This is a genomic window from Aquipuribacter aurantiacus, from assembly GCF_051216895.1.
GTDB lineage: Bacteria > Actinomycetota > Actinomycetes > Actinomycetales > JBBAYJ01 > Aquipuribacter.
In genome coordinates this window covers 192,401-217,115 of sequence record NZ_JBPKAO010000006.1, presented here as the reverse complement: position 1 = coordinate 217,115, position 24,715 = coordinate 192,401, and the positions used below count along the sequence as shown (strand labels likewise).

24 protein-coding genes are annotated in these 24,715 nt (G+C 76.1%); 18 read left to right on the top strand and 6 right to left on the bottom strand.

The annotated features are described in order from the left end of the window. The first annotated feature begins 46 nt into the window (after nucleotides 1–46). Nucleotides 47–1,357, top strand: a complete 1,311-nt coding sequence (gene murA / locus ACR80Q_RS10720) for a UDP-N-acetylglucosamine 1-carboxyvinyltransferase (protein ID WP_435377594.1) — start codon at nucleotides 47–49, stop codon at nucleotides 1,355–1,357. Here murA and ACR80Q_RS10715 read toward each other — a convergent pair. Further along, the gene (locus ACR80Q_RS10715; protein ID WP_435377593.1) at nucleotides 1,300–2,076 is read right to left on the bottom strand and encodes an NTP transferase domain-containing protein; all 777 of its coding nucleotides are present in this window, start codon (nucleotides 2,074–2,076) and stop codon (nucleotides 1,300–1,302) included. The genes murA and ACR80Q_RS10715 overlap by 58 nt on opposite strands. A 93-nt stretch (nucleotides 2,077–2,169) precedes the next feature. Between ACR80Q_RS10715 and ACR80Q_RS10710 the strand changes: the two genes are divergently transcribed. Both ACR80Q_RS10710 and ACR80Q_RS10705 read left to right on the top strand, forming a co-directional pair. Beyond that, a complete protein-coding gene (locus ACR80Q_RS10710) occupies nucleotides 2,170–2,943 on the top strand; it encodes a lysophospholipid acyltransferase family protein (RefSeq protein WP_435377592.1) in 774 nt (257 codons plus the stop codon). Then, the gene (locus ACR80Q_RS10705) at nucleotides 2,940–3,950 is read left to right on the top strand and encodes an NAD(P)H-dependent glycerol-3-phosphate dehydrogenase (RefSeq protein ID WP_435377591.1); all 1,011 of its coding nucleotides are present in this window, start codon (nucleotides 2,940–2,942) and stop codon (nucleotides 3,948–3,950) included. Before ACR80Q_RS10710 ends, ACR80Q_RS10705 begins: the two co-directional genes overlap by 4 nt. 9 nt (nucleotides 3,951–3,959) lie before the next feature. Here ACR80Q_RS10705 and ACR80Q_RS10700 read toward each other — a convergent pair whose 3' ends face one another. Next, complete coding sequence (locus ACR80Q_RS10700; protein WP_435377590.1) at nucleotides 3,960–5,141, bottom strand: trans-sulfuration enzyme family protein; 1,182 nt, start codon at nucleotides 5,139–5,141, stop codon at nucleotides 3,960–3,962. A gap of 37 nt (nucleotides 5,142–5,178) precedes the next feature. On the opposite strand from ACR80Q_RS10700, the gene ACR80Q_RS10695 reads away from it, so the two are divergent. Together ACR80Q_RS10695 and ACR80Q_RS10690 are read left to right on the top strand one after the other, a co-directional pair. Then, nucleotides 5,179–6,330: a D-alanine--D-alanine ligase family protein gene (locus tag ACR80Q_RS10695; RefSeq protein WP_435377589.1), complete on the top strand. Its 1,152-nt coding sequence runs from the start codon at nucleotides 5,179–5,181 to the stop codon at nucleotides 6,328–6,330. Nucleotides 6,331–6,393: 63 nt separating this feature from the next. Beyond that, complete coding sequence (locus ACR80Q_RS10690; RefSeq protein ID WP_435377588.1) at nucleotides 6,394–6,564, top strand: hypothetical protein; 171 nt, start codon at nucleotides 6,394–6,396, stop codon at nucleotides 6,562–6,564. A gap of 38 nt (nucleotides 6,565–6,602) precedes the next feature. Here the strand turns inward: ACR80Q_RS10690 and ACR80Q_RS10685 are convergent, their stop codons facing one another. Then, a complete protein-coding gene (locus tag ACR80Q_RS10685; protein ID WP_435377587.1) occupies nucleotides 6,603–7,085 on the bottom strand; it encodes a DUF3515 family protein in 483 nt (160 codons plus the stop codon). Further along, a complete protein-coding gene (locus ACR80Q_RS10680) occupies nucleotides 7,064–7,297 on the bottom strand; it encodes an Lrp/AsnC family transcriptional regulator (protein WP_435377586.1) in 234 nt (77 codons plus the stop codon). The genes ACR80Q_RS10685 and ACR80Q_RS10680 overlap by 22 nt, the downstream gene beginning before the upstream one ends. Nucleotides 7,298–7,360: 63 nt before the next feature. On the opposite strand from ACR80Q_RS10680, the gene thiL reads away from it, so the two are divergent. Then, the gene (gene thiL, locus ACR80Q_RS10675; RefSeq protein WP_435377585.1) at nucleotides 7,361–8,482 is read left to right on the top strand and encodes a thiamine-phosphate kinase; all 1,122 of its coding nucleotides are present in this window, start codon (nucleotides 7,361–7,363) and stop codon (nucleotides 8,480–8,482) included. A gap of 57 nt (nucleotides 8,483–8,539) precedes the next feature. Here the strand turns inward: thiL and rpmB are convergent, their stop codons facing one another. Then, nucleotides 8,540–8,725, bottom strand: coding sequence for a 50S ribosomal protein L28 (gene rpmB / locus ACR80Q_RS10670; protein ID WP_435377584.1), 186 nt, complete (start codon nucleotides 8,723–8,725; stop codon nucleotides 8,540–8,542). 313 nt (nucleotides 8,726–9,038) lie between these two features. Between rpmB and ACR80Q_RS10665 the strand changes: the two genes are divergently transcribed. The 9 genes from ACR80Q_RS10665 (at nucleotide 9,039) to ACR80Q_RS10625 (ending at nucleotide 17,560) form a co-directional block, all read left to right on the top strand. After that, on the top strand, nucleotides 9,039–10,811 hold the full coding sequence (locus ACR80Q_RS10665) for a DAK2 domain-containing protein (protein WP_435377583.1): 1,773 nt from the start codon (nucleotides 9,039–9,041) through the stop codon (nucleotides 10,809–10,811). After that, nucleotides 10,808–13,066: an ATP-dependent DNA helicase RecG gene (locus tag ACR80Q_RS10660; protein WP_435377582.1), complete on the top strand. Its 2,259-nt coding sequence runs from the start codon at nucleotides 10,808–10,810 to the stop codon at nucleotides 13,064–13,066. The genes ACR80Q_RS10665 and ACR80Q_RS10660 overlap by 4 nt, the downstream gene beginning before the upstream one ends. 33 nt (nucleotides 13,067–13,099) lie before the next feature. Then, on the top strand, nucleotides 13,100–13,693 hold the full coding sequence (locus ACR80Q_RS10655; RefSeq protein WP_435377581.1) for an RsmD family RNA methyltransferase: 594 nt from the start codon (nucleotides 13,100–13,102) through the stop codon (nucleotides 13,691–13,693). A gap of 10 nt (nucleotides 13,694–13,703) precedes the next feature. Next, the gene (gene coaD, locus ACR80Q_RS10650) at nucleotides 13,704–14,225 is read left to right on the top strand and encodes a pantetheine-phosphate adenylyltransferase (protein ID WP_435377580.1); all 522 of its coding nucleotides are present in this window, start codon (nucleotides 13,704–13,706) and stop codon (nucleotides 14,223–14,225) included. A gap of 237 nt (nucleotides 14,226–14,462) precedes the next feature. Continuing rightward, nucleotides 14,463–14,987 carry a YceD family protein gene (locus ACR80Q_RS10645; RefSeq protein WP_435377612.1) on the top strand — a complete coding sequence of 175 codons (525 nt, stop codon included), beginning with the start codon at nucleotides 14,463–14,465 and terminating at the stop codon, nucleotides 14,985–14,987. A gap of 1 nt (nucleotide 14,988) precedes the next feature. Next, nucleotides 14,989–15,186 carry a 50S ribosomal protein L32 gene (gene rpmF, locus ACR80Q_RS10640; RefSeq protein WP_435377579.1) on the top strand — a complete coding sequence of 66 codons (198 nt, stop codon included), beginning with the start codon at nucleotides 14,989–14,991 and terminating at the stop codon, nucleotides 15,184–15,186. A 13-nt stretch (nucleotides 15,187–15,199) separates the two neighbouring features. Then, nucleotides 15,200–15,937, top strand: coding sequence for a ribonuclease III (gene rnc, locus ACR80Q_RS10635; RefSeq protein ID WP_435377578.1), 738 nt, complete (start codon nucleotides 15,200–15,202; stop codon nucleotides 15,935–15,937). Then, a complete protein-coding gene (mutM, locus tag ACR80Q_RS10630; RefSeq protein WP_435377577.1) occupies nucleotides 15,937–16,896 on the top strand; it encodes a bifunctional DNA-formamidopyrimidine glycosylase/DNA-(apurinic or apyrimidinic site) lyase in 960 nt (319 codons plus the stop codon). Before rnc ends, mutM begins: the two co-directional genes overlap by 1 nt. 34 nt (nucleotides 16,897–16,930) lie before the next feature. Continuing rightward, nucleotides 16,931–17,560: a response regulator gene (locus ACR80Q_RS10625; protein WP_435377576.1), complete on the top strand. Its 630-nt coding sequence runs from the start codon at nucleotides 16,931–16,933 to the stop codon at nucleotides 17,558–17,560. 29 nt (nucleotides 17,561–17,589) lie between these two features. Here the strand turns inward: ACR80Q_RS10625 and ACR80Q_RS10620 are convergent, their stop codons facing one another. After that, a complete protein-coding gene (locus ACR80Q_RS10620; RefSeq protein ID WP_435377575.1) occupies nucleotides 17,590–19,095 on the bottom strand; it encodes a GAF domain-containing sensor histidine kinase in 1,506 nt (501 codons plus the stop codon). A 106-nt stretch (nucleotides 19,096–19,201) separates the two neighbouring features. On the opposite strand from ACR80Q_RS10620, the gene ACR80Q_RS10615 reads away from it, so the two are divergent. The 3 genes from ACR80Q_RS10615 to ACR80Q_RS10605 are packed head-to-tail and all read left to right on the top strand — an operon-like array spanning nucleotide 19,202 to nucleotide 24,662. Then, nucleotides 19,202–22,984 carry an SMC hinge domain-related protein gene (locus tag ACR80Q_RS10615; RefSeq protein WP_435377574.1) on the top strand — a complete coding sequence of 1,261 codons (3,783 nt, stop codon included), beginning with the start codon at nucleotides 19,202–19,204 and terminating at the stop codon, nucleotides 22,982–22,984. A gap of 20 nt (nucleotides 22,985–23,004) precedes the next feature. Continuing rightward, entirely contained in the window at nucleotides 23,005–24,261 is a 1,257-nt protein-coding gene (gene ftsY, locus ACR80Q_RS10610) for a signal recognition particle-docking protein FtsY (protein WP_435377573.1), read from the top strand. Between the two features lie 11 nt (nucleotides 24,262–24,272). After that, the gene (locus ACR80Q_RS10605; RefSeq protein ID WP_435377572.1) at nucleotides 24,273–24,662 is read left to right on the top strand and encodes a hypothetical protein; all 390 of its coding nucleotides are present in this window, start codon (nucleotides 24,273–24,275) and stop codon (nucleotides 24,660–24,662) included. Nucleotides 24,663–24,715 lie beyond the last annotated feature (53 nt).

Sequence of the window (24,715 nt, the reverse complement as noted above, 5' to 3'; positions counted from 1 at the left end):
GGCCGGGCGTGACGGCGGAGGGCCCGGCATGGGCCACCATGGTCGCGTGACCGACACCCTCATCGTCCACGGTGGCTCCCCGCTGCACGGCCGGATCCGGCTCAGGGGCGCCAAGAACTTCGTGTCCAAGGCCATGGTGGCCTCGCTCCTCGGCGAGACGCCCAGCCGGCTGCGCAACGTCCCCGAGATCCGTGACGTCGGCGTCGTGACCGGCCTGCTGGAGCTGCACGGCGTCCGGGTCACGCAGGACGGCGACACGCTCCTCATGGACCCCAGCGACGTCGAGAGCGCCCACAGCGCCGACATCGACGCCCACGCCGGGACCAGTCGGATCCCGATCCTCCTCTGCGGGCCCCTGCTGCACCGCCTCGGCGAGGCGTTCATCCCGGATCTCGGCGGCTGCCGCATCGGTGACCGGCCCATCAACTACCACCTGGAGAGCCTGCGTCGGTTCGGCGCCGTGGTGGACAAGCTCCCCAGCGGCATCAAGATCAGCGCCCCCAACGGTCTCAAGGGCACCAAGATCGAGCTGGAGTTCCCGTCGGTGGGTGCGACCGAGCAGGTCCTGCTCACCGCGGTCCGGGCCGAGGGCGTCACCGAGCTCAAGAACGCCGCGATCGAGCCGGAGATCGCCGACCTCATCGCCGTCCTGCAGAAGATGGGCGCCATCATCAGCGTGGACACCGACCGGGTGATCCGCATCGAGGGCGTCGACCGGCTCGAGGGCTACGACCACCACGCGCTGACCGACCGCATCGAGGCCGCGTCCTGGGCGTGCGCCGCGCTGGCGACCCGCGGGGACGTGTTCCTCGAGGGCGCGACGCAGCCGGAGATGATGACGTTCCTCAACGTCTTCCGGAAGGTCGGGGGCCGCTTCGACGTCCGCGACGACGGCATCCGGTTCTGGCACCCGGGCGGGGACCTGAGCTCGATCGTGCTGGAGACCGACGTGCACCCCGGCTTCATGACCGACTGGCAGCAGCCGCTCGTCGTGGCCCTGACGCAGGCCAGCGGCATCAGCATCGTCCACGAGACGGTGTACGAGAACCGCTTCGGCTTCACCGAGGCGCTGCGCGAGATGGGCGCGACGATCCAGGTCTACCGCGAGTGCCTCGGTGGCGCCGCCTGCCGGTTCGGCCAGCGCAACTTCCAGCACTCGGCGGTCGTGTCCGGGCCGTCCAAGCTGCACAGCGCCGAGATCACCGTCCCCGACCTGCGTGGTGGGTTCAGCCACCTGATCGCGGCGCTCGCCGCCGAGGGGACCTCCAAGGTCCACGGCATCGGGCTGATCGACCGGGGCTACGAGCGCTTCGGCGAGAAGCTCGCGTCGCTCGGGGCCATGGTCGAGCGGGGCTGAGCCGCCAGCACCTGCGCGGTGCGTGGTCCCACCCCCAGGGCGACCGCGCACCGCAGGTGCTCGTCGGTGTCGACGTCGCGCCGCACGCCCTCGGGCACGTCGCCGAGGACGTGCGCGACGGCGGCGTGCGCGGTCGCCGAGCCGGACCCGAAGCGCGGCCGGAGGTCGCCGGGACGGGCCGCGCAGAGCAGCACCGTGCCGTCCCCGTCCGCGTCCGGCACCGTGACCATGACCGGCGCCGCCGACGTCCGCCGGGGGAGGCCGTCCCGGCCGGGGGCGACGTCCTCGCCGAGCAGCCCGAGCAGCCCGAGGCACGCCGACAACGTGCCCGACAGGTCCTCCGGCCGCAGCGCGGGCAGGTCGGCCAGCAGCAGCCCGCACGGCGTCGACGGGTCGCAGGCGGCGGCACCGGTCAGCAGCGCCGTGAGCAGCCCGGCGCCCGGGTCGGTGACGACCCGGGCACCGAGTGCGGCGTGCTCACGGGCGGCCTCCTCGTCCGCGGTGACGACCACCACCTCGGCCACCGCCGGGCACGCGACCGCGGCCGCCACGGCGTCGAGCGCGATGGCCCGCGCCAGGGCCTGCCGGTCGTCGCGGGCCAGCCGCGACTTGGCCCGGGCGCCGCCCTTGACCGGCATCACCAGTGACCAGCGGGCGACGTCGTCCCGGGCCACGGGGCCCGGAGGGGGGGACGTGTCCGGGGAGCGGGCGGTGGCCATCGTGCCCATCCTGTCACCGGCGTTAAGGTGCACGACGGCGACGTCGTCCGACGGCGCGGGACGACCACGATGCAGCGACCGATGGAGGTTCCTGTGGCCGATCGGGCCGAGACGAGCCAGCGGCTCGGATGGGGCTACCGCCTGACGTTGCTGGTGTGCCTGCCGCTGCTGCGACTGGTGACCCGGCGCGACTGGCGCGGCACGGAGAACCTGCCGCGCAGCGGCGGCGTCGTCGTCGTCACCGTGCACGCGTCGAACCTCGACCCGCTCACCTTCGGGCACTTCATCCACGGCAACGGGCGGGTGATGCGGTTCCTGGCCAAGGCGAGCCTGTTCCGGGTGCGCGGGCTGGGAGCGCTGCTGCGCAGCGCCGAGCAGATCCCGGTGCACCGCAACACGGGCGACGCGGCGGACGCGTTCCGCTCGGCCGTCGAGGCGGTCAGGAAGGGTCAGCTGGTGGCGGTGTTCCCGGAGGGGACGCTGACCCGCGACCCGGACATGTGGCCGATGCGGGGCAAGACCGGGGCGGCCCGCATCGCCCTGGAGACCGGGGCACCCGTCGTGCCCATCGGGCAGTGGGGGGCCCACCGGGTCCTGCCGCGCTACAGCAAGCGCATCCACCCGTTCCCGCGCAAGACGGTCCACGTCTGGGCGGGCCCGCCCGTCGACCTGGACGACCTGCGCGGCCGCGAGGTCGACTCGGAGGTCCTGCGCGAGGCGACCGACCGCATCATGACCGCGCTGGTGTCCATCGTCGCCGAGCAGCGCGGCGAGACCCCGCCCGCCAAGCTGTTCGACCCCAAGGAGGCGGGGGTCCCGGAGACCGGGAAGTACGAGCCCGGTCACGACGACCGGCCGGCCGCATGAGCACACCGACCCGGGTCACCGTGCTGGGCAGCGGGTCGTGGGGGACGACGTTCGCCGCCGTCACCGCGGACGCCGGGTGCGAGACGACCCTGTGGGGCCGCGACGCCGCGGTGGTCGAGGAGGTCGACGAGCACCACCGCAACCCCGGCTACCTACCGGGCGTCGACCTGCCCGCCGGGCTGCGGGCCAGCACCGACGCCCTGGGGGCCGTCGCCACCGCCGACATCCTGGTCCTGGCGCTCCCGTCCAAGGTGCTGCGGGACACCCTGGGGCCGTTGACGGCGTCGTTGCGGGCCGACGCCCTGCTCGTCAGCCTGTCCAAGGGCGTCGAGCTCGGCACCAACCGCCGCATGAGCGAGGTCGTGGCGGAGGTGGCCGGGGTCCACCGCGACCGGGTGGCCGTGGTGTCGGGTCCCAACCTCGCCCTCGAGATCGCCCAGCACCAGCCCACGGCGACCGTGGTCGCCGCGACCACCGAGGCCGTCGCGGACCGGGTCGCGGCAGCCTGCTCCACGGAGTACTTCCGTCCGTACACGAACACCGACGTGGTGGGGGTAGAGATCGCCGGGGCGATGAAGAACGTCATCGCGCTGGCGGTGGGCATGGCGGTGGGTCTCGGCATGGGCGACAACTCCAAGGCGTCGATCATCACCCGAGGGCTCGCCGAGACCGCCCGTCTGGGCGCCGCGCTGGGGGCGGACCCGCACACGTTCGCCGGGCTCGCCGGGATGGGTGACCTGGTCGCCACCTGCACCTCGCCGTTGAGCCGCAACCGGTCCTTCGGGGAGCAGCTCGGTCTGGGGCACACCGTCGAGCAGGCCGTCGAGGTGACGCGGCAGACGGCCGAGGGGGTCGGGTCCTGCCGCTCGCTGCTGTCGCTGGCGCGGTCCCTGGACGTCGACGTCCCCATCACCGAGGCCGTGGCCGCCGTGGTGACCGGGGCGCTGCGGCCGGAGGAGCTGGCCCGGCTGCTGCTGTCCCGCGCCCGGCGGGCCGAGGGCGGCTGAGCGGCCTCCTCAGCCGCGCGCCACCCGGTCCAGCGCCTGGGCCAGGTCGGCCCACAGGTCCTCCGCGGCCTCGATGCCGACGGACAGCCGGACCAGGCCCTCGGGGACGCTGGTGACCTCGCCCGGGTGACGCCGGCGTCGTTCGAGCAGGGACTCCACCCCGCCGAGGCTCGTCGCGTGCGTCCACAACCGGGTCGACGCCGCCAGCAGCTCGGCCTCCTCGGCGCCGGCCAGGTCGATGGCCAGGACGGACCCGAACCCGCTCATCTGGCGCGAGGCCACCTCGTGGCCGGGGTCGCCGGGCAGACCGGGGTAGCGGACCCGTGACACCGCCGGGTGCTCACCCAGCCGCTCGGCGAGCAGCCGGGCGGTCGCCTGCGCGCGCTCCATCCGGACGTCCAGGGTCCGCAGCCCACGCAGCGCCAGCCACGCCTCGAACGGGCCGGGCACGGCGCCGGTGCGGGTGCGGTGCGCGTGCAGCGCGGTGGCGAGGCCCGGGTCGGCCGTGACGGTGGCACCCATGAGGACGTCGGAGTGACCGGCGATCGCCTTGGTCACGGAGTGGACGACGACGTCGACGCCCAGGGCCAGCGGCTGCTGCAGCAGCGGGGTGGCGTACGTCCCGTCGACCACGGTCCGGGCCCCGGCCGCCCGGGCCGCCGCGGCGACCGCCGCCAGGTCGGTGATCTCCATGGTCGGGTTGACCGGGCTCTCGGCCCACACCAGGTGCGCCCCGGGCACCGCGGCCACGACCGCGGCGGTGTCGGCGGGGTCGACCGCGACCAGCTCGACCCGGCCCGTGTCCTGCAGGTGGGCGAGCAGACCGAGCGTGCCCGCGTAGCCGTGGACCGGGGCCACGACACGGGCCGGTCCGGTGCCGCCGGCCAGGGCCCGCTCGGCCAGGACGACCTCCACGGCCGCGCTGACGGCGGCCAGGCCGGAGCCGAGCACCAGGGCGGTGCCGCCCTCCAGGTCGCCGAGGGCGTCCTCGAGGGCCTGCCAGGTCTCCACCCCCGAGCGGGCGTAGTTGACGACCCCCGCGTCGGCGCCACCGCTGGGGTCGGTGGCGGCGTGCAGGGTGGTCGACAGCTGGACCGGTGGGTTGAGCGGACCGCCGGGGGTGCGGGCGGGCCGGCCGGTGTGCACCAGGCGGGTTGCGGGGGACAGCGGCGCGTCGGGGGTCTGCTCCACGGCCACAGGGTAGGTCTCGCGGCTAGCCTCGCCGTCCATGACCACCGATCCCACCGCCCGTCCCCGCGTCGCCGTCCTGTTCGGCGGGCGCTCCGAGGAGCACGGGATCTCCTGCGTCACCGCCTCCGGGGTGCTCGCCGCGGTCGACCGCGACCGCTACGACGTCGTCGCCATCGGCATCACCCGCGAGGGCGCGTGGCTGCGCGTCGACGACGACCCGGGGGCCTGGGTGCTGCGCGGGCGTGACCTCCCCGAGGTGACGGCGGAGCGGGCGGTCGAGCCGGGGCGGCTGCTGCCGGCCACCGACACCGAGGACCCCGGTCTGGTCCGCGTCCGGCCCGGTGAGCCGCCCGTCCCCCTGGGTGCGGTGGACGTGGTGCTGCCGTTGCTGCACGGGCCGTACGGGGAGGACGGCACCGTGCAGGGCCTCCTGGAGCTGGCGGGCACCCGCTACGTGGGTTCCGGTGTCCTGGCCTCGGCGGCCTGCATGGACAAGCACACGATGAAGGTGCTCCTGCAGCACGCCGGCTTCGCGGTCGCGGACTGGGAGCTCGTCCAGCCGCGCGAGTGGCGCCACGACCCGGCGCGGGTGGTGGAACGGGTGCGTCGGCTCGGGTCGCCCGTGTTCGTCAAGCCGTCCAGGGCCGGCTCCAGCTTCGGCATCACCCGGCTGCAGGACCCGGGTGACGAGGCCGCGCTGCTCGCCGCTCTCGAGGAGGCCGCCCGGCACGACCCGAGGGTCCTGGTGGAGCGCGCGGTCAGCGGCCGGGAGGTCGAGTGCGGCGTGCTGGGCGGGCTGGACGACGCCCCGGCGACGGCGAGCGTGTGCGGCGAGATCGTCGTGCTGACCGACGGCTTCTACGACTTCGACGCGAAGTACCTGGACGGGGGCTCCGTCCGGCTGGACACCCCGGCCGTGCTGCCGCCCGAGCTGTCCGACGGGTTGCGCGCGGAGTCCGTCCGGGCCTTCGAGGTGCTCGGCTGCGAAGGCCTGGCCCGGGTCGACTGGTTCGTCGAGGACACCGGCCCCGACGGTCCGCGCGCCGTGGTCAACGAGGTGAACACGATGCCCGGGTTCACGTCGACGTCCATGTACCCGCGGCTGTGGGAGGAGTCCGGGGTGGGGTACCCCGAGCTCGTCGACCGGTTGCTCCGGCTCGCGCTCGCCCGCGGGGTCGGGCTGCGCTGAGCGCCCCGTCCGCGTTCGGGGAGGATGGCCCCGCAGCACCCCCGTCGAGCCCAGGAGGCACCCATGAGCGACAGCAGCACCACCCCGGGCGCGCAGCCCGACCCCGAGCCCGGCCCGCAGCCCCTGGGCGCGCCCGAGACGCACCCCGACCTCCCGCTGGAGGTGCTGGAGGACGACGAGGACGTCCCCCCGCGTCCGGAGGAGTCCGTCGCGGACGCACGGGAGGACGTCTGAGGCGAGGTCGTCCCCGCCGGGTCGACGTCCGGCCCGGCTCAGTCCACGCAGACGGCCGTGGGCTCCACGACCGACACCGCCTCGCCCAGGTCCGGGAGCACGCTCACCGGCGCCGGGCCGTAGGCGGCGGGCACCTCGAGCTCGACGGCGGGCTCACGGCCGAACGTCCGCACGATGGACCCGGTGTCGTCGGTGGCCAGGACCACCCAGTCGACCTCGCCGCCGGACCCCGGGACGCCCACGCACGGCTGCGTGGTCGCGGCCACCGGCTCCACGCCGCAGCGCAGCAGGATGGCCGGGTCGCCCCAGGCCGCCGTGCCGGGGCCGCCGGAGGTGTCGCGGCGAGGGGCCCCCGCGAGCGTCGCGGGCAGCAGGCTGAGCACGTCGGCGCAGGCGGGGGAGCCGCCGTCGTCGGCGGTCACCACCGGCACCGGGCTGCTGCAGGAGGCCAGCACGAGGACGAGCGGACCGCCCAGCAGGACGGTGGCGCGGCGACGGGTCAGAAGTTGACGACGGGGCACGTCAGGGTGCGCGTGATGCCCGACAGCTCCTGGATGCGGGCGACCACCAGCCGGCCCAGCTCGTCGAGCGTCTCGGCCTGCACCTTGGCGACGACGTCGTAGGGGCCGGTGACGTTCTCCACCGACACGGTCTCGGTCATGCTGCGGATGGCGTCGGAGACGGCACCCGCCTTGCCGACCTCTGTCTGCACGAGGATGTAGGCCTGAACCACGCGCCGACCGTACCGCGACGACGGTCGACGCGCAGACCCGTGCCGTCGCCGACGAGGAGAACTGTGCCGACACGCGACGACCCCGCCCCTGCGGACCTGCGACCTGAGGACCTGCGACCTGCGGAGCTGGACCACGACGCCGGGGCGACCGGCACCGCCGGGTCGAGGGTCGCCGACGTCGGCGAGGACGCCCTGGTCCGGGCGGTGGTGGCGCGGCTGCGGCCGGCCGCCGCGCTCGACGGTGGTCCGGCCCGGGTGCTGGTGGGGCCCGGCGACGACGCCGCCGTGCTCGAGGTCGACGGCCCGCTCGTCACCAGCACCGACACGTTGGTCGAGGGGGTCGACTTCCGTACCGACTGGTCCGGCGCCGAGCAGGTCGGCCGCAAGGCCGTCGTCCAGGTGCTCGCGGACGTCGAGGCCATGGGGGCGGTCGGCGTCGGCCTGCTGGTCTCGCTCGTCGTGCCGGGCGGCACGCCGGTGGGCTGGTGCCTCGGCCTCGCGGACGGCATCGCCGCCGAGGCCTCCCGGGCGGGGGTGGCCGTCCTCGGCGGTGACGTGGCCGACGGCGGCGCGCTGGTGGTGACCGGCACGTCGTTCGGTGTCCTCCGCGGCCCGCGGCCCGCCACCTGCCGGGACGGCGCCCGGCCCGGCGACGTCGTGGCGCTCGGCGGTGCCGTGGGGGCGTCGGCCGCCGGGCTGGAGCTGCTGCAGCGGGGCCGGGCGGCCGTCGACGGGCTGGCGGCGGACGTGGCCGCCGCCGTCGACCGGGTGGTCGGCGTGCACCGGGCCCCGCGACCGGACCACACGGCAGGTCCCCGTGCCCGCGCCGCCGGGGCGAGGGCCCTGATCGACGTCAGCGACGGGCTCGTCCGGGACGCGACGCGACTGGCGCGCGCGTCGGGGGTGGACCTGCGGCTGCGGACGACGGACCTGGCACCCGGGCAGGACCTGCTGCTGGTCGCCGGGTTGCTGGGCCTGCCCGACGACCGGGCCCAGGAGTGGGTCCTCACCAGCGGGGAGGAGCACAGCATGCTGGCCTGCTTCCCGGCGGGGGCGACGCTGCCCGCCGGGTTCGTCCCGGTCGGCGAGGTCGCGCCCGCCGGCGAGGAGGGCCCGCTGGTCCGGGTGGACGGCGTGGCCCGCCGGGACCCCGGGGGGTGGACGCACTACGGCCGCCGACCCTGATCGGGTCCGGCGGCCGTGGGTGGTGCGGGGGTCACGCCCTCAGGCGTGACCGGGAGGTCAGCGAGAGACCTTGCCCGCCTTGAGGCAGGAGGTGCAGACGTTGACCCGCTTCGGCGTCGCGCCCACCATCGCGCGAACCCGCTGGATGTTGGGGTTCCAGCGCCGCTTGGTGCGGCGGTGCGAGTGGGAGATGCTGTTGCCGAAGCCGGGGCCCTTGCCGCAGACGTCGCAGTTGGCAGCCACGGGGTATCTCCTAGGAAGTCGATGTCTGGGCCCACGAGCGGGGCCCGTTCGGGCGGCGTGTCCGGGTGCGGACCCGCCAGGTGCGTCCCCGGGACTCCCGGTGAGCAACCACGACAGGGTACCCGATCCGGCCGGTGCCCCCTGACCTCCGACGCCCCCGGGCGGACCGGTCGGGTGGGCCCACGGGTCGACGGGCCGCGCGACGGGCCGCACGACCGGCCGACGACGTGCCGCACGACGTCCCGTACGACCGGCCGCACGACGTGCCGCGCGACCGGCCGCAGGTGTCCCGGGGGGCTCGTATCCTCCGGGCATGACCGGGGACGCATCGACCCAGGCGGTCCGCGCGCCCGGCGGCGGTCCCCTCACCTCGCTCGACGCCGCCGCGCTGCGCCGCTGGGCGCGCCTGGCGGCCCGCCGGCTGCAGGGGGCCAGGGCGGAGCTGGACGCGCTCAACGTGTTCCCGGTCCCCGACGGCGACACCGGCACCAACCTGCACCTCACGGTCAGCGGTGCCCTGGGTGACGGCGGCGGCGACCTGGCCCGGGCCCTGCTGGTCAACGCCCGGGGCAACTCCGGCGTGATCGCCAGCCAGCTCGCCCGGGGCTGGGCGGACGTGCTGGGTGCGCCCGGCCACGGGGTGCTCGGGGGCATCGGGGCCGACGTGGTGGCGAAGGCGCTGTGCCGGGGGGACGACCTCGCCTGGGCGGCGGTCACGGACCCCGTCGAGGGCACCGTGCTCAGCGTGTCGCGGGCCGCCGCGGAGGAGGCCGAGCGGGTCGTCGCGACCGGCGCCGGCCTGCCCGCCCTCCTCGACGCCGTGGTGGGCGCCGCCGAGCGGGCGCTCGACCGGACGCCCCTGCAGCTGCCCGCCCTGGCCGCGGCCGGTGTGGTGGACGCCGGCGGCGCCGGCCTGGTGCTGGCCCTGGGTGCGCTGCGCGACGTCGTCCTCGCGGGCGAGGTCGCCGACAGGACCGACGGGGACGACAGGACCGACGGGGACGACAGGACCGACGGGGACGACGGGACCGGCGGGGTGCGCCGGTCGTCCCCCACGGCCGGCGACGACCCCGTGGAGGGGGACCTGACGCTGCGCGGGGTGGCGGGCACCGACCTCCGACCGGGCGGCCCGGCCTACGAGGTCATGTACCTGCTGGGGGTGGACGGGCCCGGGGAGGGGACCGCCGGGCCGGTGGAGCGGTTGCGGGAGGCGTTGCTGCGCCTGGGCGACAGCGTCCTGGTCGTCGGGGGCGACTCGCTGTGGCACGTGCACGTGCACACCGACGACCCCGGGGCGGCGGTGGAGGCAGGCATGGCCGCGGGCTCTCCGCACGCCATCCGGATCACGCACTTCGCGGCCGCCGCGCGTCACGGCTCCGCCGGGGCGGACGCCGGGGGTGAGCGGGCGGCGCTCGCCGTGGTGGCCTGCGCCGGTGGGGCGGGGACGGTGGCCCTGTGCCGGGAGGCGGGGGTTCTGGTGGTGGCCAGCGCCCCCGGGGAGCGCGCGAGCACCGGGGACGTGCTGGACGCGGTGCTCGCCGCGGGCGCTGCCGCCGAGCGGGTGCTGGTGCTGCCCAACGACGCGGAGACCGCCGCCGTGGCGCACCAGGCCGTGCTCGCCGCCGAGGAGCAGGGCGTGACGGCGGTCGTGGCCCGGTCGCGCTCGCAGGTCCAGGTGCTCGCCGCGCTCGCGGTGCTCGGTCCCGGTGCCCCGAGCGGCGGGGACGCGCTCGCGGCGATGCGTTCGGCGGCCGCAGCGGTCGACGGCTGCCGGCACGGCGCGGTGGCGGTCGCCGCGCGGGACTGCACGACCCCGGTCGGCCCGTGCCGGACCGGTGACCTGGTGGGCACCCTGGGGCGGGACGTGGTGGCGGTCGGGTCCGACGCCGTCGACGTCGCCGAGAAGGTGGTGGCCGCCCTCGGTGGGGCGGAGGCGGAGCTCGTCACGGTCCTCCCGGGCCGGGACGCCGGTCACGACCTGCTGGAGCGGCTGCAGCGACGGCTGCAGCCCGGTGGCGCCGGTCCCCAGGTCGACGTGGTGGGCGGCGGGCAGCCGCGGTACCTGCTGCTGCTGGGGTGCGAATGAGCCCCGACCGTCCGGCTGCCCCCCGGCCGCCGTCACGGCTGGACACCCCGCTGGACCGCGAGCTGGGACCCAAGACCGCCGAGCGGCTGGAGAGCCTGGGGCTGCGTACGGTCGCGGACCTGCTCGAGCACTACCCGCGCCGCTGGACCGCCCGCGGCGACATGACGTCCTTCGACGGCCTCCGCGAGGGCGAGCACGTCACCGTCCAGGCCCAGGTCGTCAGCACCACCACCCGACGGATGCGGCAGCGCAAGGGGTTCATCACCGAGGTGGTCGTCACCGACGGCCACGGCCGCCTGGACCTGGTGTTCTTCAACCAGCAGTTCCGCGAGAAGCAGCTGGTGAAGGGACGCGGCGGGTTCTTCTCCGGCAAGGTCAGCCGCCGGGGCGGCCGGCTGCAGCTGCTGCAGCCCGACATGCAGCTGCACGGCTCGCCCGGCCACACCGAGCTCGACGGCGAGTTCGAACGGGTCGTCGCCGAGGGCTACGTCGACGAGTGGGCGGGACGGCTCCAGCCCGTGTACCCCGCGACGGCCAGGGCGCAGACCTGGCACGTCGCCGCGGCCCTGGAGCAGGTGCTCGACACGCTGTCCCCGGACGAGGTCCCCGACCCGGTGCCCGAGCAGGTCCGGACCCGGCACGACCTGCTGCCCCGGCTGGAGGCGCTGCGTCGGCTGCACCGACCCGCCGACGAGGACGACCGCGACGAGGCGGAGCAGACGCTGCGCTTCGCCGAGGCGTTCGTGCTGCAGACCGGTCTGGTCCGCACCCGCAACCGGATCAGGACGGTGCCGGCCACCACGTACGCCCCGCGCCCGGGCGGCCTGCTCGAGCGCTTCGACGCCGCCCTGCCGTTCACGCTCACCGCCGGCCAGCAGGAGGTCGGCCGGCAGCTGTCCGCCGACCTGGCCTCCGGCACCCCGATGCAACGGCTCCTGCAGGGCGAGGTCGGCTCGGGCAAGACCCTGGTCGCGCTGCGGGCGATGCTCGCGGTGGTCGAGGCCGGCGGGCAGGCCGTGATGCTCGCCCCCACCGAGGTCCTCGCCGCCCAGCACCACCGCTCCCTGCTGGCGGTGCTGGGCCCGCTGGGGCGGGGCGGGACGCTGGACGGCGACCCCGACGGCACGTCGGTGACCCTGCTGACCGGGTCGGCGCCGACCGCCGTGCGCCGCAAGGCGATGCTCGACATCCTCAGCGGGGAGGCGGGGATCGTCGTGGGGACCCACGCCCTGCTGTCGGACCGGGTCGAGTTCCACGACCTGGGTCTGGTCGTGGTCGACGAGCAGCACCGCTTCGGTGTCGAGCAGCGCGACGCGCTGCGAGCCCGCGGTGTCGGCGTCCACGTCCTGGTGATGACCGCCACGCCGATCCCGCGGACCGTCGCGATGACGGTGTTCGGCGACCTCGACACCTGCGTGCTCGACGAGCTCCCGGCGGGACGCCGACCGATCACGACCCACGTGGTCGCCCTGGCCGAGAGGCCCGCGTGGGCGCAGCGGGTCTGGCGGCGGGTCCGCGAGGAGGTCGACGCGGGCCGGCAGGCCTTCGTGGTCTGCGGGCGCATCGGCGCCGACGGCACCGACGAGGACGCGGTGCTCGCCGAGATGGAGGACGAGTTCGCGGGGGAGGACCAGCGCCCGGCGGCGGCCGCGGTCCTCGACGTCCTCGACCAGCTGCGCCTGGAGCCGGCCCTGGCCGGCTGCCGGGTCGAGATGCTCCACGGCCGGATGGCGCCCGAGGACAAGGACGCCGTGATGCGCGCCGTGGTGGCGGGCGAGGTGGACGTGCTGGTCGCGACCACCGTGGTCGAGGTGGGGGTCGACGTGCCCAACGCGACCGTGATGGTGGTGATGGACGCCGACCGGTTCGGGGTGTCCCAGCTGCACCAGCTGCGCGGCCGGATCGGACGCGGTGGGCACGCCGGGCTGTGCCTGCTGGTCACGTCGCTGCGAGGCCCCTCGGAGGCGAGGGAGCGCCTCGACGCCGTCGCCTCGACCGTCGACGGCTTCGAGCTGGCACGGTTCGACCTGCGGACCCGGCGCGAGGGTGACGTGCTCGGCGCGGCGCAGTCCGGGGCCCGGTCCTCGCTGCGGCTGCTTCGCGTGGTGGACGACCTGGACGTGATCACCGCGGCCCGTGCCGAGGCCGAGGCCGTGCTGTCCGACGACCCGGACCTCACCGCCCACCCGGAGCTGGCCGAGGCCGTCGAGGTCGCCCTGGCCGGCGGCCGCGAGGCGTACCTGGCGCGAGGATGAGCGCGTGAGGGGTCGGACGACGGGGACGGGCGCATGAGGATCGTGGCCGGGACGGCCCGCGGGCGCCGGTTGGCCGTACCCCGCGGGACCACCACCCGCCCCACCAGCGACCGCACCCGCGAGGCCGTCTTCGGCCGCCTCGACGCCTGGGGTGCGGTGCGCGAGGCCCGGGTGCTGGACCTGTACTGCGGCTCGGGCGCGCTGGCGCTGGAGGCGCTGAGCCGGGGTGCGGTCTCCGCGGTCGGGGTCGACGCGGACCGTGCGGCCGCCCGGACCGCCGCCGACAACGCCGCCACCCTGGACCTGCCCCTGCAGGTGGTGCACGAGAAGGTGCAGCGCTGGCTGGACGGACCCGGTGGGCGCGGGGGGCCGGACAGGCACGACGGGGGCGGGGGGCCGGACCGGGCCGACGCGTTCGACCTCGTCCTGCTCGACCCGCCCTACGACGTCCCGGCGGGGACGCTGGACGCGGTGCTCGCCGCCGTCGAGGCCCGCTGCGCCGATGACGCCGTGGTGGTCGTGGAGCGCTCCTCCCGCAGCCCCGCACCGACCTGGCCGGCCGGGCTCAGCCCGCTCGAGCCGCGGACGTACGGCGAGACCCGGGTCTGGTTCGCGGAGCGCGCGTAGCGTGACGGCCGTGAGCGACACCTCCTCCGAGCCCCCGCGCGCCCCCCGGGTGGCCGTCTGCCCGGGCAGCTACGACCCCGTGACCCTGGGCCACGTCGACGTCATCGTCCGCAGCGCCGCCCTGTTCGACCAGGTGGTCGCCGCCGTGGTGCACAACCCCGGGAAGGCAGGGTTGTTCGAGACCGACGAACGGGCCGACCTGCTGCGGGAGGTGCTCGCGGCGGACCCCCGCACCAGGGACGTCCGGGTGGACGTGGTGGCCGGCGGGCTGCTGGTGGACTACTGCCGGGACGTCGGGGCGCAGGCGGTGGTGAAGGGACTGCGCAGCGGCACGGACCTGGCCTACGAGCGACCGATGGCCCTGATGAACCGTCACCTCAGCGGACTGGAGACGGTGTTCCTGCCGGGGGAGCCCCGCTTCGAGCACGTCTCGTCCTCGCTGGTGAAGGAGGTCGCCCGCAACGGCGGCGACGTCTCCGACCTCGTGCCCCCGGCGGTCCTGGCGCCCATGGCGGCCCGGCTGGCGCGCTGAGGACGGCGCCGTCGGCCGTCCCGGTTTGGGAGGTGCCGCTGCTGGCGGTACCTTTGGCGGCTGGCCCTGCGGTGACCTCGTCCCGGCAGCGGTCGAGCGTCGCCCGACGGGTCGACGGATGCACGTACGCCCACCCAGGAAGGTTCCGCAGTGACTCCGACGGTGCGGCCGGCGCGGCTCGACCCGCGCAAGCCGCTGGTCCTCGACGCGCACGAGCTCGGCCGACGGCCGGGGACGATGCTCCGGGTCCAGCGGACCGTCCCTGCGCCGGTGGACCTGGGCAACGGCGTCATCGCCGTGACCCCCGAGTCGCCGATGGAGCTCGACCTGCGCCTGGAGGCCGTCATGGAGGGCGTCCTGGTCTCCGGGACGGTGTCCGCCACCGCCACGGGCGAGTGCGTGCGCTGCCTGGACCCGGTGACCGAGGCCGTCGGGGTCGACGTGCAGGAGCTGTTCCTGCACGAGCCGCCCGCCGAGGGCGAGGACGACGCTGAGCTGCCCCTGCTGGACGGTGACCTGCTCGACCTCGAGCCCGCCGTCCGCGACGCGGTCGTGCCCTCGCTGCCCTTCCAGCCCGTCTGCGACCCCGACTGCCCGGGGCTGTGCTCCCGGTGCGGGGCCAGGCTGCTCGACGACCCGGACCACAGCCACGAGGAGTCGGACCCGCGCTGGTCCGTCCTCCAGGCCCTCACGCTGCCCGACCAGAACGACGGGACGGCGACCCCCGCCGACCCCGACCGCACACAGGAAGAGACGAACTGAGATGGCCGTCCCGAAGCGGAAGATGTCCCGCAGCAACACCCGGTCCCGTCGGGCCAACTGGAAGGCTGCCCCGCTGACCCTGACCACCTGCCCGCAGTGCCGCGCGGTGCGTCGCCCCCACATGGCGTGCCCCACCTGCGGTGCGTACGACCAGCGTCGGTACACCGAGGCGCTGCGCAACGACAACGAGCAGGCCTGAGCCCACGTCGGGCGTGAGTCCGACCCACCCCGAGCGCGCCGCCCTGGCGGAGGCGCTCGGGGTCTCGTTGTCCCCCGAGGGTCTCGAGCACGCCCTGGTGCACCGCTCGTACGCCTACGAGAACGGGCAGGTGCCGACCAACGAGCGCCTGGAGTTCCTGGGCGACGCGGTGCTGCAGCTGGCGGTCACCGAGGAGCTGTACTCCCGCCACCCCGAGGCCGACGAGGGGCTGCTGTCGCGGATGCGCATCGCGGTGGTCAGCAAGCCCGCGCTCGCCTCGATCGCGCGGACGCTCGGCGTCGGTGACGCCATGCTGCTGGGCCGCGGCGAGGAACTGACCGGCGGGCGGGACCGGGACTCGCTGCTGGCGGACACCGTCGAGGCCCTCATCGGGGCCGTCCACATCGAGCGTGGCCCCGTCGCGGCCCGGGACCTGGTCCTGCGCATCACCGCCGACCTGCTGGCCGCTGCGCCCGGTGAGGGCGTCGACCACGACCACAAGACGGTCCTGCAGGTGATGGCCGCCGAGCGCGGCCTCACCCCGCCCAGCTACCAGCTGAGCCACTCCGGCCCGCCCCACGACCCCGAGTTCACCGCCGTCGTCGAGCTGGCGCCCGGGTCGGCCGACGGGCAGGACGCCGTCGTCGGCCGGGGGACCGGGCGCAGCAAGAAGCTGGCCGAGCAGGCCGCCGCCGCCGACCTGGTGCGGACCCTGCGCGCGGTCCCCGTGCCGCAGACCACGGACGGCTAGTGCCCGAGCTGCCCGAGGTCGAGAGCGTCCGTCGCGGGCTGGCCGACCTGGTCGTGGGCGCGCAGGTGGAGTCCGTCCGGGTCGTGCACCCGCGGTTGCTCCGGCACCAGCCGGAGGGCCCCACGGGCTTCGCCGGGATGCTGACCGGTGCACGGCTGCGGACGCCGCGCCGCCGCGGCAAGTTCCTCTGGCTGCCGCTGGAGCACGCCGACCGCGGGGCCCACGCCGACCGCGGCGCCCAGGACCTCCCGGGCCACGCCCGGGGCGGTGAGGAGCAGGACGACGCCTCCCGCCGGGACGCCCTGGTGGTGCACCTGGGCATGTCCGGGCAGGTCAGGGTCCTCGACCGGGGGGAGCCGGTCCACCCGCACACCCGCGTCGTGGCGCGCCTCGAGGACGGGCGCGACCTCCGCTTCGTCGACATGCGGATGTTCGGCCGGCTCGAGGTCGACGAGCTGGTGCCCACCGTGGACGTCCCGGGCGACACGGTCCCGGCGCTGGCCGTCCACATCGGTCGGGACCCGCTCGACCCGGACTTCGACGAGGCGGCCTGGGTCGTGAGGCTCCGGGCGCGCCGGACCGGGCTCAAGCGGGCCCTCCTCGACCAGACCCTGGCCTCGGGCATCGGGAACATCTACGCCGACGAGGCGCTGTGGCGGGCGCGGCTGCACTGGGCCCGGCCGACCGAGACGCTGCCCCGGGCCAGGGCGCTGGAGCTGCTGGGCCACGTCCGCGACGTCATGGCCGCGTCGATGGCCTCGGGCGGGACGTCGTTCGACGCGCTCTACGTCGACGTCAACGGCGAGTCCGGCTACTACGACCGCGCGTTGTCGGCCTACGGGCAGGAGGGGCGGCCCTGCCCTCGCTGCGGTACCGCGGTCGTCCGGGAGGCCTGGACCAACCGGTCCTCGTTCCGGTGCCCGTCCTGCCAGCCCCGGCCACGCCGCGCCCGGGTCTGAGTCGTCGCCGGGCGCGGTCGCTACCCTGTCGCGCATGCCGACACCGCCTGTCCGCGTCATGGTCGTGGACGACCACGAGGTGGTCCGTCGCGGTGTCGTGGACGTCTGCGACGCGGACCCGTTGCTGCAGGTCGTGGCCGAGGCCGCCGGCGTGGCCGAGGGGCTCCGGCGCGGGGCGGCGGTCCGGCCCGACGTGGCCCTGGTCGACCTGCACCTGCCGGACGGCACCGGTATCGACCTGATGCGTGGGCTGGTGCAGGTGAGCCCGGGCACCCGGTTCGTGGTGCTGACCAGCTTCGACGACGACGACTACGCCGCCGAGGCGCTGGCGGTGGGCGCCTCCGCGTTCGTGCTCAAGACCGTGCGGGGGGCCCAGATCGCCGAGACGGTGCTGTCGGTCGCGGCCGGCCGGGTGCTGCTGGACCAGCGGGTGCTCGAGCGCCGGCGGGCCCAGACCGACGACCCGCTGTCGGTGCTGACCCCCACGGAGCGGCTGGTGCTGGAGTGCATCGGGGACGGTCTCAGCAACCGCGAGAGCGGGGAACGGCTCGGCGTGAGCGAGAAGACCGTCAAGAACCACGTCACCGCGGTCATGGCGAAGCTGGGCTTCAAGCGCCGCACCCAGGCCGCGGCCTGGGTCGCCTCCCACGCCCGCCGCAGCTGACGGCCGGGGCGGCCGGGCGTGGCCGCCCCTCAGGACAGCGGCACCGACCACTCGACCCGGGTCCCGCCGGACGGTCGGGGGAGCACGGTGCAGGTGCCGTGGTGCTGGCGGGCCCGTTCGCGCAGGTTCTCCAGCCCGCTGGTGCGGGCCGGGGCGGCGGGGACCCCGACCCCGTCGTCGCGGACGACGAGCCGCAGCCGGCCGTCGTCGACGTCCAGGTCCACCGACACCGTCGAGGCCCGGGAGTGCCGCGCGACGTTGGCGAGCGCCTCGCCCAGCACGGCGACCAGGTCGTGGACCAGTGACGGGTCCCAGCCCAGGGAGTCGACCGGGTCGGTGCGGTCGTGCAAGGTGGGTCGGAAGCCGAGCACGACGGCGGCCTCGTCCACGGTGCGGGCGACCTGCTGCCCGGGGGTCGCGGCCGGCGCCGGGCGCAACGGTCGCAGCGTGGCCCGGATGTGCCCGACCGCGGCGTCCAGTCCGTCCAGGGCGAGGTCGACGTGGCCGACCATGCCGCCGCCGCCGGGCAGCATCACCTTGAGCCGGCCGAGCTCGATGCCCACGGCGAACAGCTGCTGGACCGCGAGGTCGTGCAGGTCGCGGCCGATCCGGGCCCGCTCGTCGAGCAGGACGCGGTTCTCGCCGCGGTGCCGCTCCGAGGCCAGGCGCAGCGACAGCGACGACTGCGCCGCGAAGCTCTCGGCCCCGGCGATGTCGTCCGGTCCGAAGCGCCGGTGCCCGTCGGCACGGACCAGCACCAGCACGCCGGCCTCGCCCTCCCCGTCGGCCATCGGGCAGGACACGGTGTCGCCGAGCGCGCGGACGGCCGCCAGCCCCATCCCGACGAGCTCGTGACCGCCGACGCCGCCGTCCACCACCTCGGCGACCAGGGCCCCGTCCCGACCGGGCAGCGCCAGCAGGGCCGCGTCGGCGTGGGCGACCTGGCGGGCGTGGCGGACCACCACCTCCAGGGCCTCCTCCTCGTCGATCCCGCCGAGGAGGGCGGCGGTCACGGCCCCCGACGCCTCGGCCCACTGCTCACGGTTGCGGGCGCTGCGGTACAGCCGCGCGTTGTCCACCGCCACCGACGCAGCCGTGGCCAGGGCCTCCACCGTCGCCCGGTCCTCGTCGTCGAAGCCGCCGGGCTTGTCGGTCAGGTACAGGTTGCCGAAGACGGTCCCGCGGACCCGGAGCGGGACGCCCAGGAACGAGCCCATCGGCGGGTGCTCGGCCGGGAAGCCCACCGACGCCGGGTGGGACTTGATGTCCTCGGCCACGACCGGTCGGCGCTCGCGGGTGATGAGACCCAGCACCCCGTGGCCCCGGGGCAGCTGACCCATCGACGCGATCTGCTCCGGCGTGAGCCCGACGTGGCGGAACTCCTCGTGCAGGCCGTCCGGACCCAGCACCCCGATCGCGGCGTACCGGGCGCCGGTGGCCTCCCGGGCGGCCTCGATCAACCGGTCGAGCACCACCGGGAGCTCGAGCCCCTCGGCGATCTGCGCGACCACACGTACGAGCTCGTCGGTGACCACGGGTGAACCCTATGACGGCGCGGGTCGAGGGGACCGGGACCTTCGTCACCGCGGGCCCCGGCACGGCAGGGCCCCGGCGCGCGACGCGCCGACTACCCTCGCCCCGGTGTACCTGTCCTCGCTGACCCTGCGCGGCTTCAAGTCGTTCGCGTCGGCGACGACGCTGCGCCTCGAGCCGGGCATCACCTGCGTGGTGGGTCCGAACGGCTCGGGCAAGTCCAACGTGGTGGACGCGATCGCGTGGGTCCTCGGTGAGCAGGGGGCCCGGACGCTGCGCGGCGGCAGCATGGCCGACGTCATCTTCGCCGGGACGGCCACCCGGGCGCCGCTGGGCCGGGCGGAGGTGGTGCTGACCTTCGACAACTCCGACGGCGCGATCGGGGAGGGCACCGCCGAGGTGTCGGTGACCCGGACGATGTTCCGGGCCGGGGGCAGCGAGTACGCCATCAACGGGCGGTCCTGCCGCCTGCTGGACGTGCAGGAGATGCTCGGCGACGCCGGGATCGGCCGCGAGCTGCACGTGGTGGTGGGGCAGGGCCGCGTCGACGCCGTCCTGCAGGCGACCCCGGAGGAGCGTCGCGCGTTCGTCGAGGAGGCGGCCGGCGTCCTCAAGCACCGCAAGCGCAAGGAGAAGGCGCTGCGCAAGCTGGCGGCGATGGACGGCAACCTCGTCCGGCTGTCCGACCTGACCGCCGAGATCTCGCGTCAGCTGAGGCCGCTGGGCCGGCAGGCGGAGACGGCGCGGCGGGCCCGCCGGATCGCGGCCGACGCGCGGGACGCCCGGCTGCGGCTGCTGGCCGACGACGTGGCCGCGGCCCGTGGCGCCCTCGGTGGCCACGACGGGCCCGGCCCGGCGGCCCAGCGCCTCGCCGACGTCGCCGCCCGGCTGGGGCACGCCGAGCAGGCGGCCGCGACGGCCGCCGCGGAGGACTCCCGGGTCCGGCCCCGCGCCTACGCCTGGGCCGAGCAGCTGGGCCGTGCCCGCACCGTGAACGACCGGCTGCGGGCCATCGCCCGCGTCGCCGACGAACGGGCCCGGCTGCTCGCCGAGCCGGGTCACACGGGTGGGTTCGACCTCGACGAGCTGGCGGCCGCGGCCGGGCGGGCCGCGGCGGAGGCCGGGACGCTGGGCGAGGAGGTGGCCGGCGCCCACACGGCGCTGGAGCTGGCGGGCGAGCGTCGGGCGCGGGCCGAGAAGGCCCACGAGCAGGCCGAGCGCGCGGCGCGCGAGAACGCGGCCGAGCGGGCCCGCCGCTCCGAGGCGATCGCCCGGCTGCGGGGCACGGTGTCCACCCTGCGGGGCCGCTGCGAGTCCGCCGACGCCGAGGCCGAGCGCGTCGCCCGGACCCTGGCGGAGGCCGAGGGACGCCGCCGGGACGCCGCGGCCCGCTTCGAGGAGCTGCGCCGCGAGGGCGCGGGCGACGGGTCCGGCGGCGACGGGTCCGGCAGCGACGGGTCCAGCAGCGACGGGTCCGGCGGCGACGGGTCGCCGTCCGTCGAGCAGGACCCGGTGGCCCGCGCCGTGGCCGCGCACGAGCGGGCCGTGGCCCTGCACTCCGTGGCCGCCGACGCCCTGCGGGAGGTCGAGTCCGGGGAACGCGTCGCCGAGCGGGAGCGGGCGGCCCTGCTGGCCCGACGCGACGCGCTCGCCTCCACGACCGTCCCGGTCGACGCCACCGCCGCGGTGCTGGAGCGGGGCGAGGGCGTGGTCGGGCTGCTGTCCTCGCTGCTGCGGGTCGAACCGGGTCACGAGCACGCGCTCGCCGCGGCGCTGGGACCCGACGCGGACGCGGTCGCCATGACCTCGCTGGCCGACGCCACCACCGCGGTCGAGCGGCTGCACGACGTCGACGGCGGCCGGGTGGCCCTGGTCGTCCCCGGCGCCACGCCGCACGCCCAGGACAGCACCCTGCCCGGGCTGGGTGAGCTGGACGACGTCCACCTGCCCGACGGCGCCCGGCCGGCGGCCGACCTGGTCGTCGGGGACGGGCCGGTCGCCGTCTGGGCCCGGCACCGGCTGGCCCGCACGGTCGTCGTGGCCGACCTGGCCCAGGGGCGCTCGCTGCTCGAGGCCGCCGGCGGGGCGGCGGACGCGCTGGTCGTCGTCACGATGATCGGTGACGTGCTGACGGTGGACGCGCTGCGCGGCGGGTCCGGGGCGGCCCCGTCCCTGATCGAGCGCCAGGCCGTGCTCGACGACGCCGAGCGGGAGCTGGTCGAGGCCGAGAAGGTGCTGGCGCGGGCCCGCGAGTCCGTCCGGGCCGCCCGCGAGGTGGCCGACGCCGCCAAGGCGGCCCTCGACGTCGCCGAGGCCGACCGGTCGGCCCTCGACGCCCGGATGAGCGCCCTGGCGGAGCAGCTGGGTGCGGTGTCCGCGCAGGTCCGTGCCGCGGCCGACGAGGCCGACCGGGCCCGCGCCGGGGCCGAGCAGATCGCCGCCCGCCGGGCGGGCTACGGAGCGGAGCTGGCCACCGCGGAGGCGGCCCTGGCGCAGGCCGAGGCGGAGGAGCTGGCGGCCGAGGTGGCGACGGACGAGGGGTCCGGCGGTGGTCCGGGCGGCGCCGAGCCCGAGGACCGGCCCGACGACGACCAGCCGGGCGCCGGCGGGCCCGAGGAGCACCGGCCCGACGAGGACCGGCCCGGCCCGGGCCCGCGCGACGTCGCCGGTCTGCAGGAGCACGCGCGTCGGGCCCGTCAGGCCGAGACCGAGGCCCGGCTGGGAGCGCGCACGGCGGAGGAACGCGCCCGGGCCGCCGCCGAACGGGCCGAGGCCGCGACGCGGGCGCTCGAGCGTGCCCGGGCCGAGCAGGCCGCCCAGGCCGAGCGGCAGGCCCGCCGGGTCCGGGCCGCGGCCGAGGCCCGCGACGTGCTGACCGACGCCTCGCACGCGGTGGAGGCCGCCGCCCGGGTGCTGGAACGCGTCCAGGCCGGGGAGTCGGCCGCGCGCCGGGCCCGGGAGGAGGTCCAGCGGGCCGCCCGTGACGCCGCGGCGACCGTGCAGGCCCTCACCGCCGAGCACTCGCGGCTCGTCGAGGCCTCGCACGCGGAGGAGCTGGCCCGGACCGAGCAGCGGCTGCGCCTGGAGCAGCTGGTCGAGCTGGCCCGCGACGAGCACGGCCTGGACGCCGACGCCCTGGTCGAGCAGTACGGGCCCGCGGTGCCGGTGCCCGTCCTGGACGACCGGCCGCTCCCGGACGGCGAGGAGCCGCCCGAGCCCACCACGGAGCCCTTCGACCGCACCCGGCAGCAGCGTCGGCTGCGGGCGGCGGAGCGGGGCCTGGCCGAGCTGGGGACCGTGAACCCGCTGGCGATGGAGGAGTACACGGCGCTGGAGGAGCGGCACCGGTTCCTGCTGCAGCAGCAGCAGGACCTGTCCAGCAGCAAGAAGGACCTGCTCGGCATCATCCGCGACGTCGACGAGCGGGTCGAGCAGGTGGTGAGCGCCGCCTACGCCGACACCGCCCGCGAGTTCGAGCAGATCATCCCCCGACTGTTCCCCGGGGGCGTGGGACGGCTCGTCCTGACCGAGCCCGATGACATCCTCACCACCGGGATCGAGGTCGAGGCCCGCCCGGCCGGCAAGACCGTCAAGCGGATGAGCCTGCTGTCGGGCGGCGAGCGGACCCTGGTGGCGCTGGCGTTCCTGGTGGCCCTGTTCAAGGCCCGGCCCAGCCCGTTCTACGTCCTGGACGAGATCGAGGCCGCCCTCGACGACGCCAACCTGGGCCGTCTGCTGGTGCTGATGGAGGAGCTGCGGCAGTCCAGCCAGCTCCTGGTCGTCACGCACCAGAAGCGGACCATGGAGGCCGCCGACGCGCTCTACGGCGTCAGCATGCGGGGCGACGGCGTGTCGATGGTGGTCAGCCAGCGGCTGCGCGAGGTGGGCTGAGGCGCTGACAGACTGGGCCCGTGCTTGAGACCACCACCACGGACCTGCTCGCGCTGTCGGCCCTGTCGCCCGACGAGACCACCTGGCTCGTCGTGGGCGGCGCGCTGGGCGTCCCCGTCATCATCGGGCTCGTCGTCGGCCTGCTGCGTCGCGGCCGCCGCCCCGGCGGCACCACCACGACCGAGGAGCGCCCGCGCCCGGGCGTGGACTACGCCCCCGGGGTCGGCGACGACGCCGGGGAGCCCGTCGACACCCCCCGACGTGACGTGCAGACGATCGCGCTGCCCGACGCGGTCGGCCCCGACGTCCTCGACGTGCCGGTGGCCGACGCCCCGTCGCTGGACACCCCCGACCCGGTCCTCGGCCGGCTCGGTCGTCTGCGCGCCCGGCTGGCCCGGTCCAACAACGCCATCGGCAAGGGGCTGCTGGCCCTGCTCAGCAAGGACACCGTCGACGAGGCGACCTGGGAGGAGATCGAGGAGACCCTGATCGGGGCCGACCTGGGCACCGGTCCCTCGTTGGAGCTCGTCGAGCGGCTGCGCAGCCGGCTGGCGGCCGAGGGCGGCGGTGACGTCCGGGCCCTGCTGCGCAGCGAGCTGGTCAGGGCCGTGGACCCGACCTTCGACCGCAGCCTCGCCGTGTCGCCGACGCCCGGCGACGGGCCCCACCGGCCCGCGGTCGTCCTGGTCGTCGGGGTCAACGGCGTCGGCAAGACCACCACGGTCGGCAAGCTGGCCCGGGTGCTCGTGGCGCAGGACAAGGACGTCGTGCTGGGCGCGGCCGACACCTTCCGCGCCGCGGCCGCCGAGCAGCTGACCACCTGGGGCGAGCGGGTCGGGGTGCCGACCGTGCGCTCCGACGTCGAGGGCGCCGACCCCGCCGCCGTGGCGTTCGACGCCGTCAAGGCCGGGGTGGACCTTCAGGCCGACGTGGTGCTGGTCGACACCGCCGGCCGGTTGCAGAACAAGCGCGACCTGATGGACGAGCTGGGCAAGGTGAAGCGGGTGCTCGAGCGGCACGGCCCGGTCGACGAGGTCCTGCTCGTCCTGGATGCCACCACGGGCCAGAACGGCCTCACCCAGGCCCGCGTGTTCGCCGAGGCGGTCGAGGTGACCGGCATCGTCCTGACCAAGCTGGACGGCACGGCCAAGGGTGGCATCGTCGTGGCCGTGCAGCGCGAGCTCGGTGTCCCGGTCAAGCTGATCGGGCTGGGCGAGGGCGCCGACGACCTGGCCCCGTTCGAGGCCGAGGCGTTCGTGGACGCCCTGCTGGACTAGGGGCCGGACCCGTGCCGGGCGGAGGAGGCCTGCCGCGCCAGCGGGGCGGCGGGGACGACGACCCGCCCGGCGAGGGCGGTCGGTCCGGCGAGGACGGTCGGTCCGGCGAGGACGGTCGGTCCGGCGAGGACGGTCGGGCCCGCGAGCCGGTCCCCGGCGAGGTCCTCGGCTCCCGGCGCGATGACGAGCCGCTGCTCGGCGGGGCGCCGCGGCGGTGGATGATCCGCCTGTTCGTGCTGGCCGGGCTGGGCGGGCTCGTCCTGCCCGGCGTCCTGCTGCTCGTCGTGGACGACCCGGCCGTGTGGGCCCTGGTCCGGGTGGCGACCGGTGTCGCGGCGGTGGTGGTCACGGTCGGCTGGCGCATCCTGCGGGTGCTGCACCGGGCGGGCCGTCTGCGCTGAGCAGACGACCCGCCCGGTCCGACCGGGTCCCGGCGCCGAGGTCGTCCCCGGTG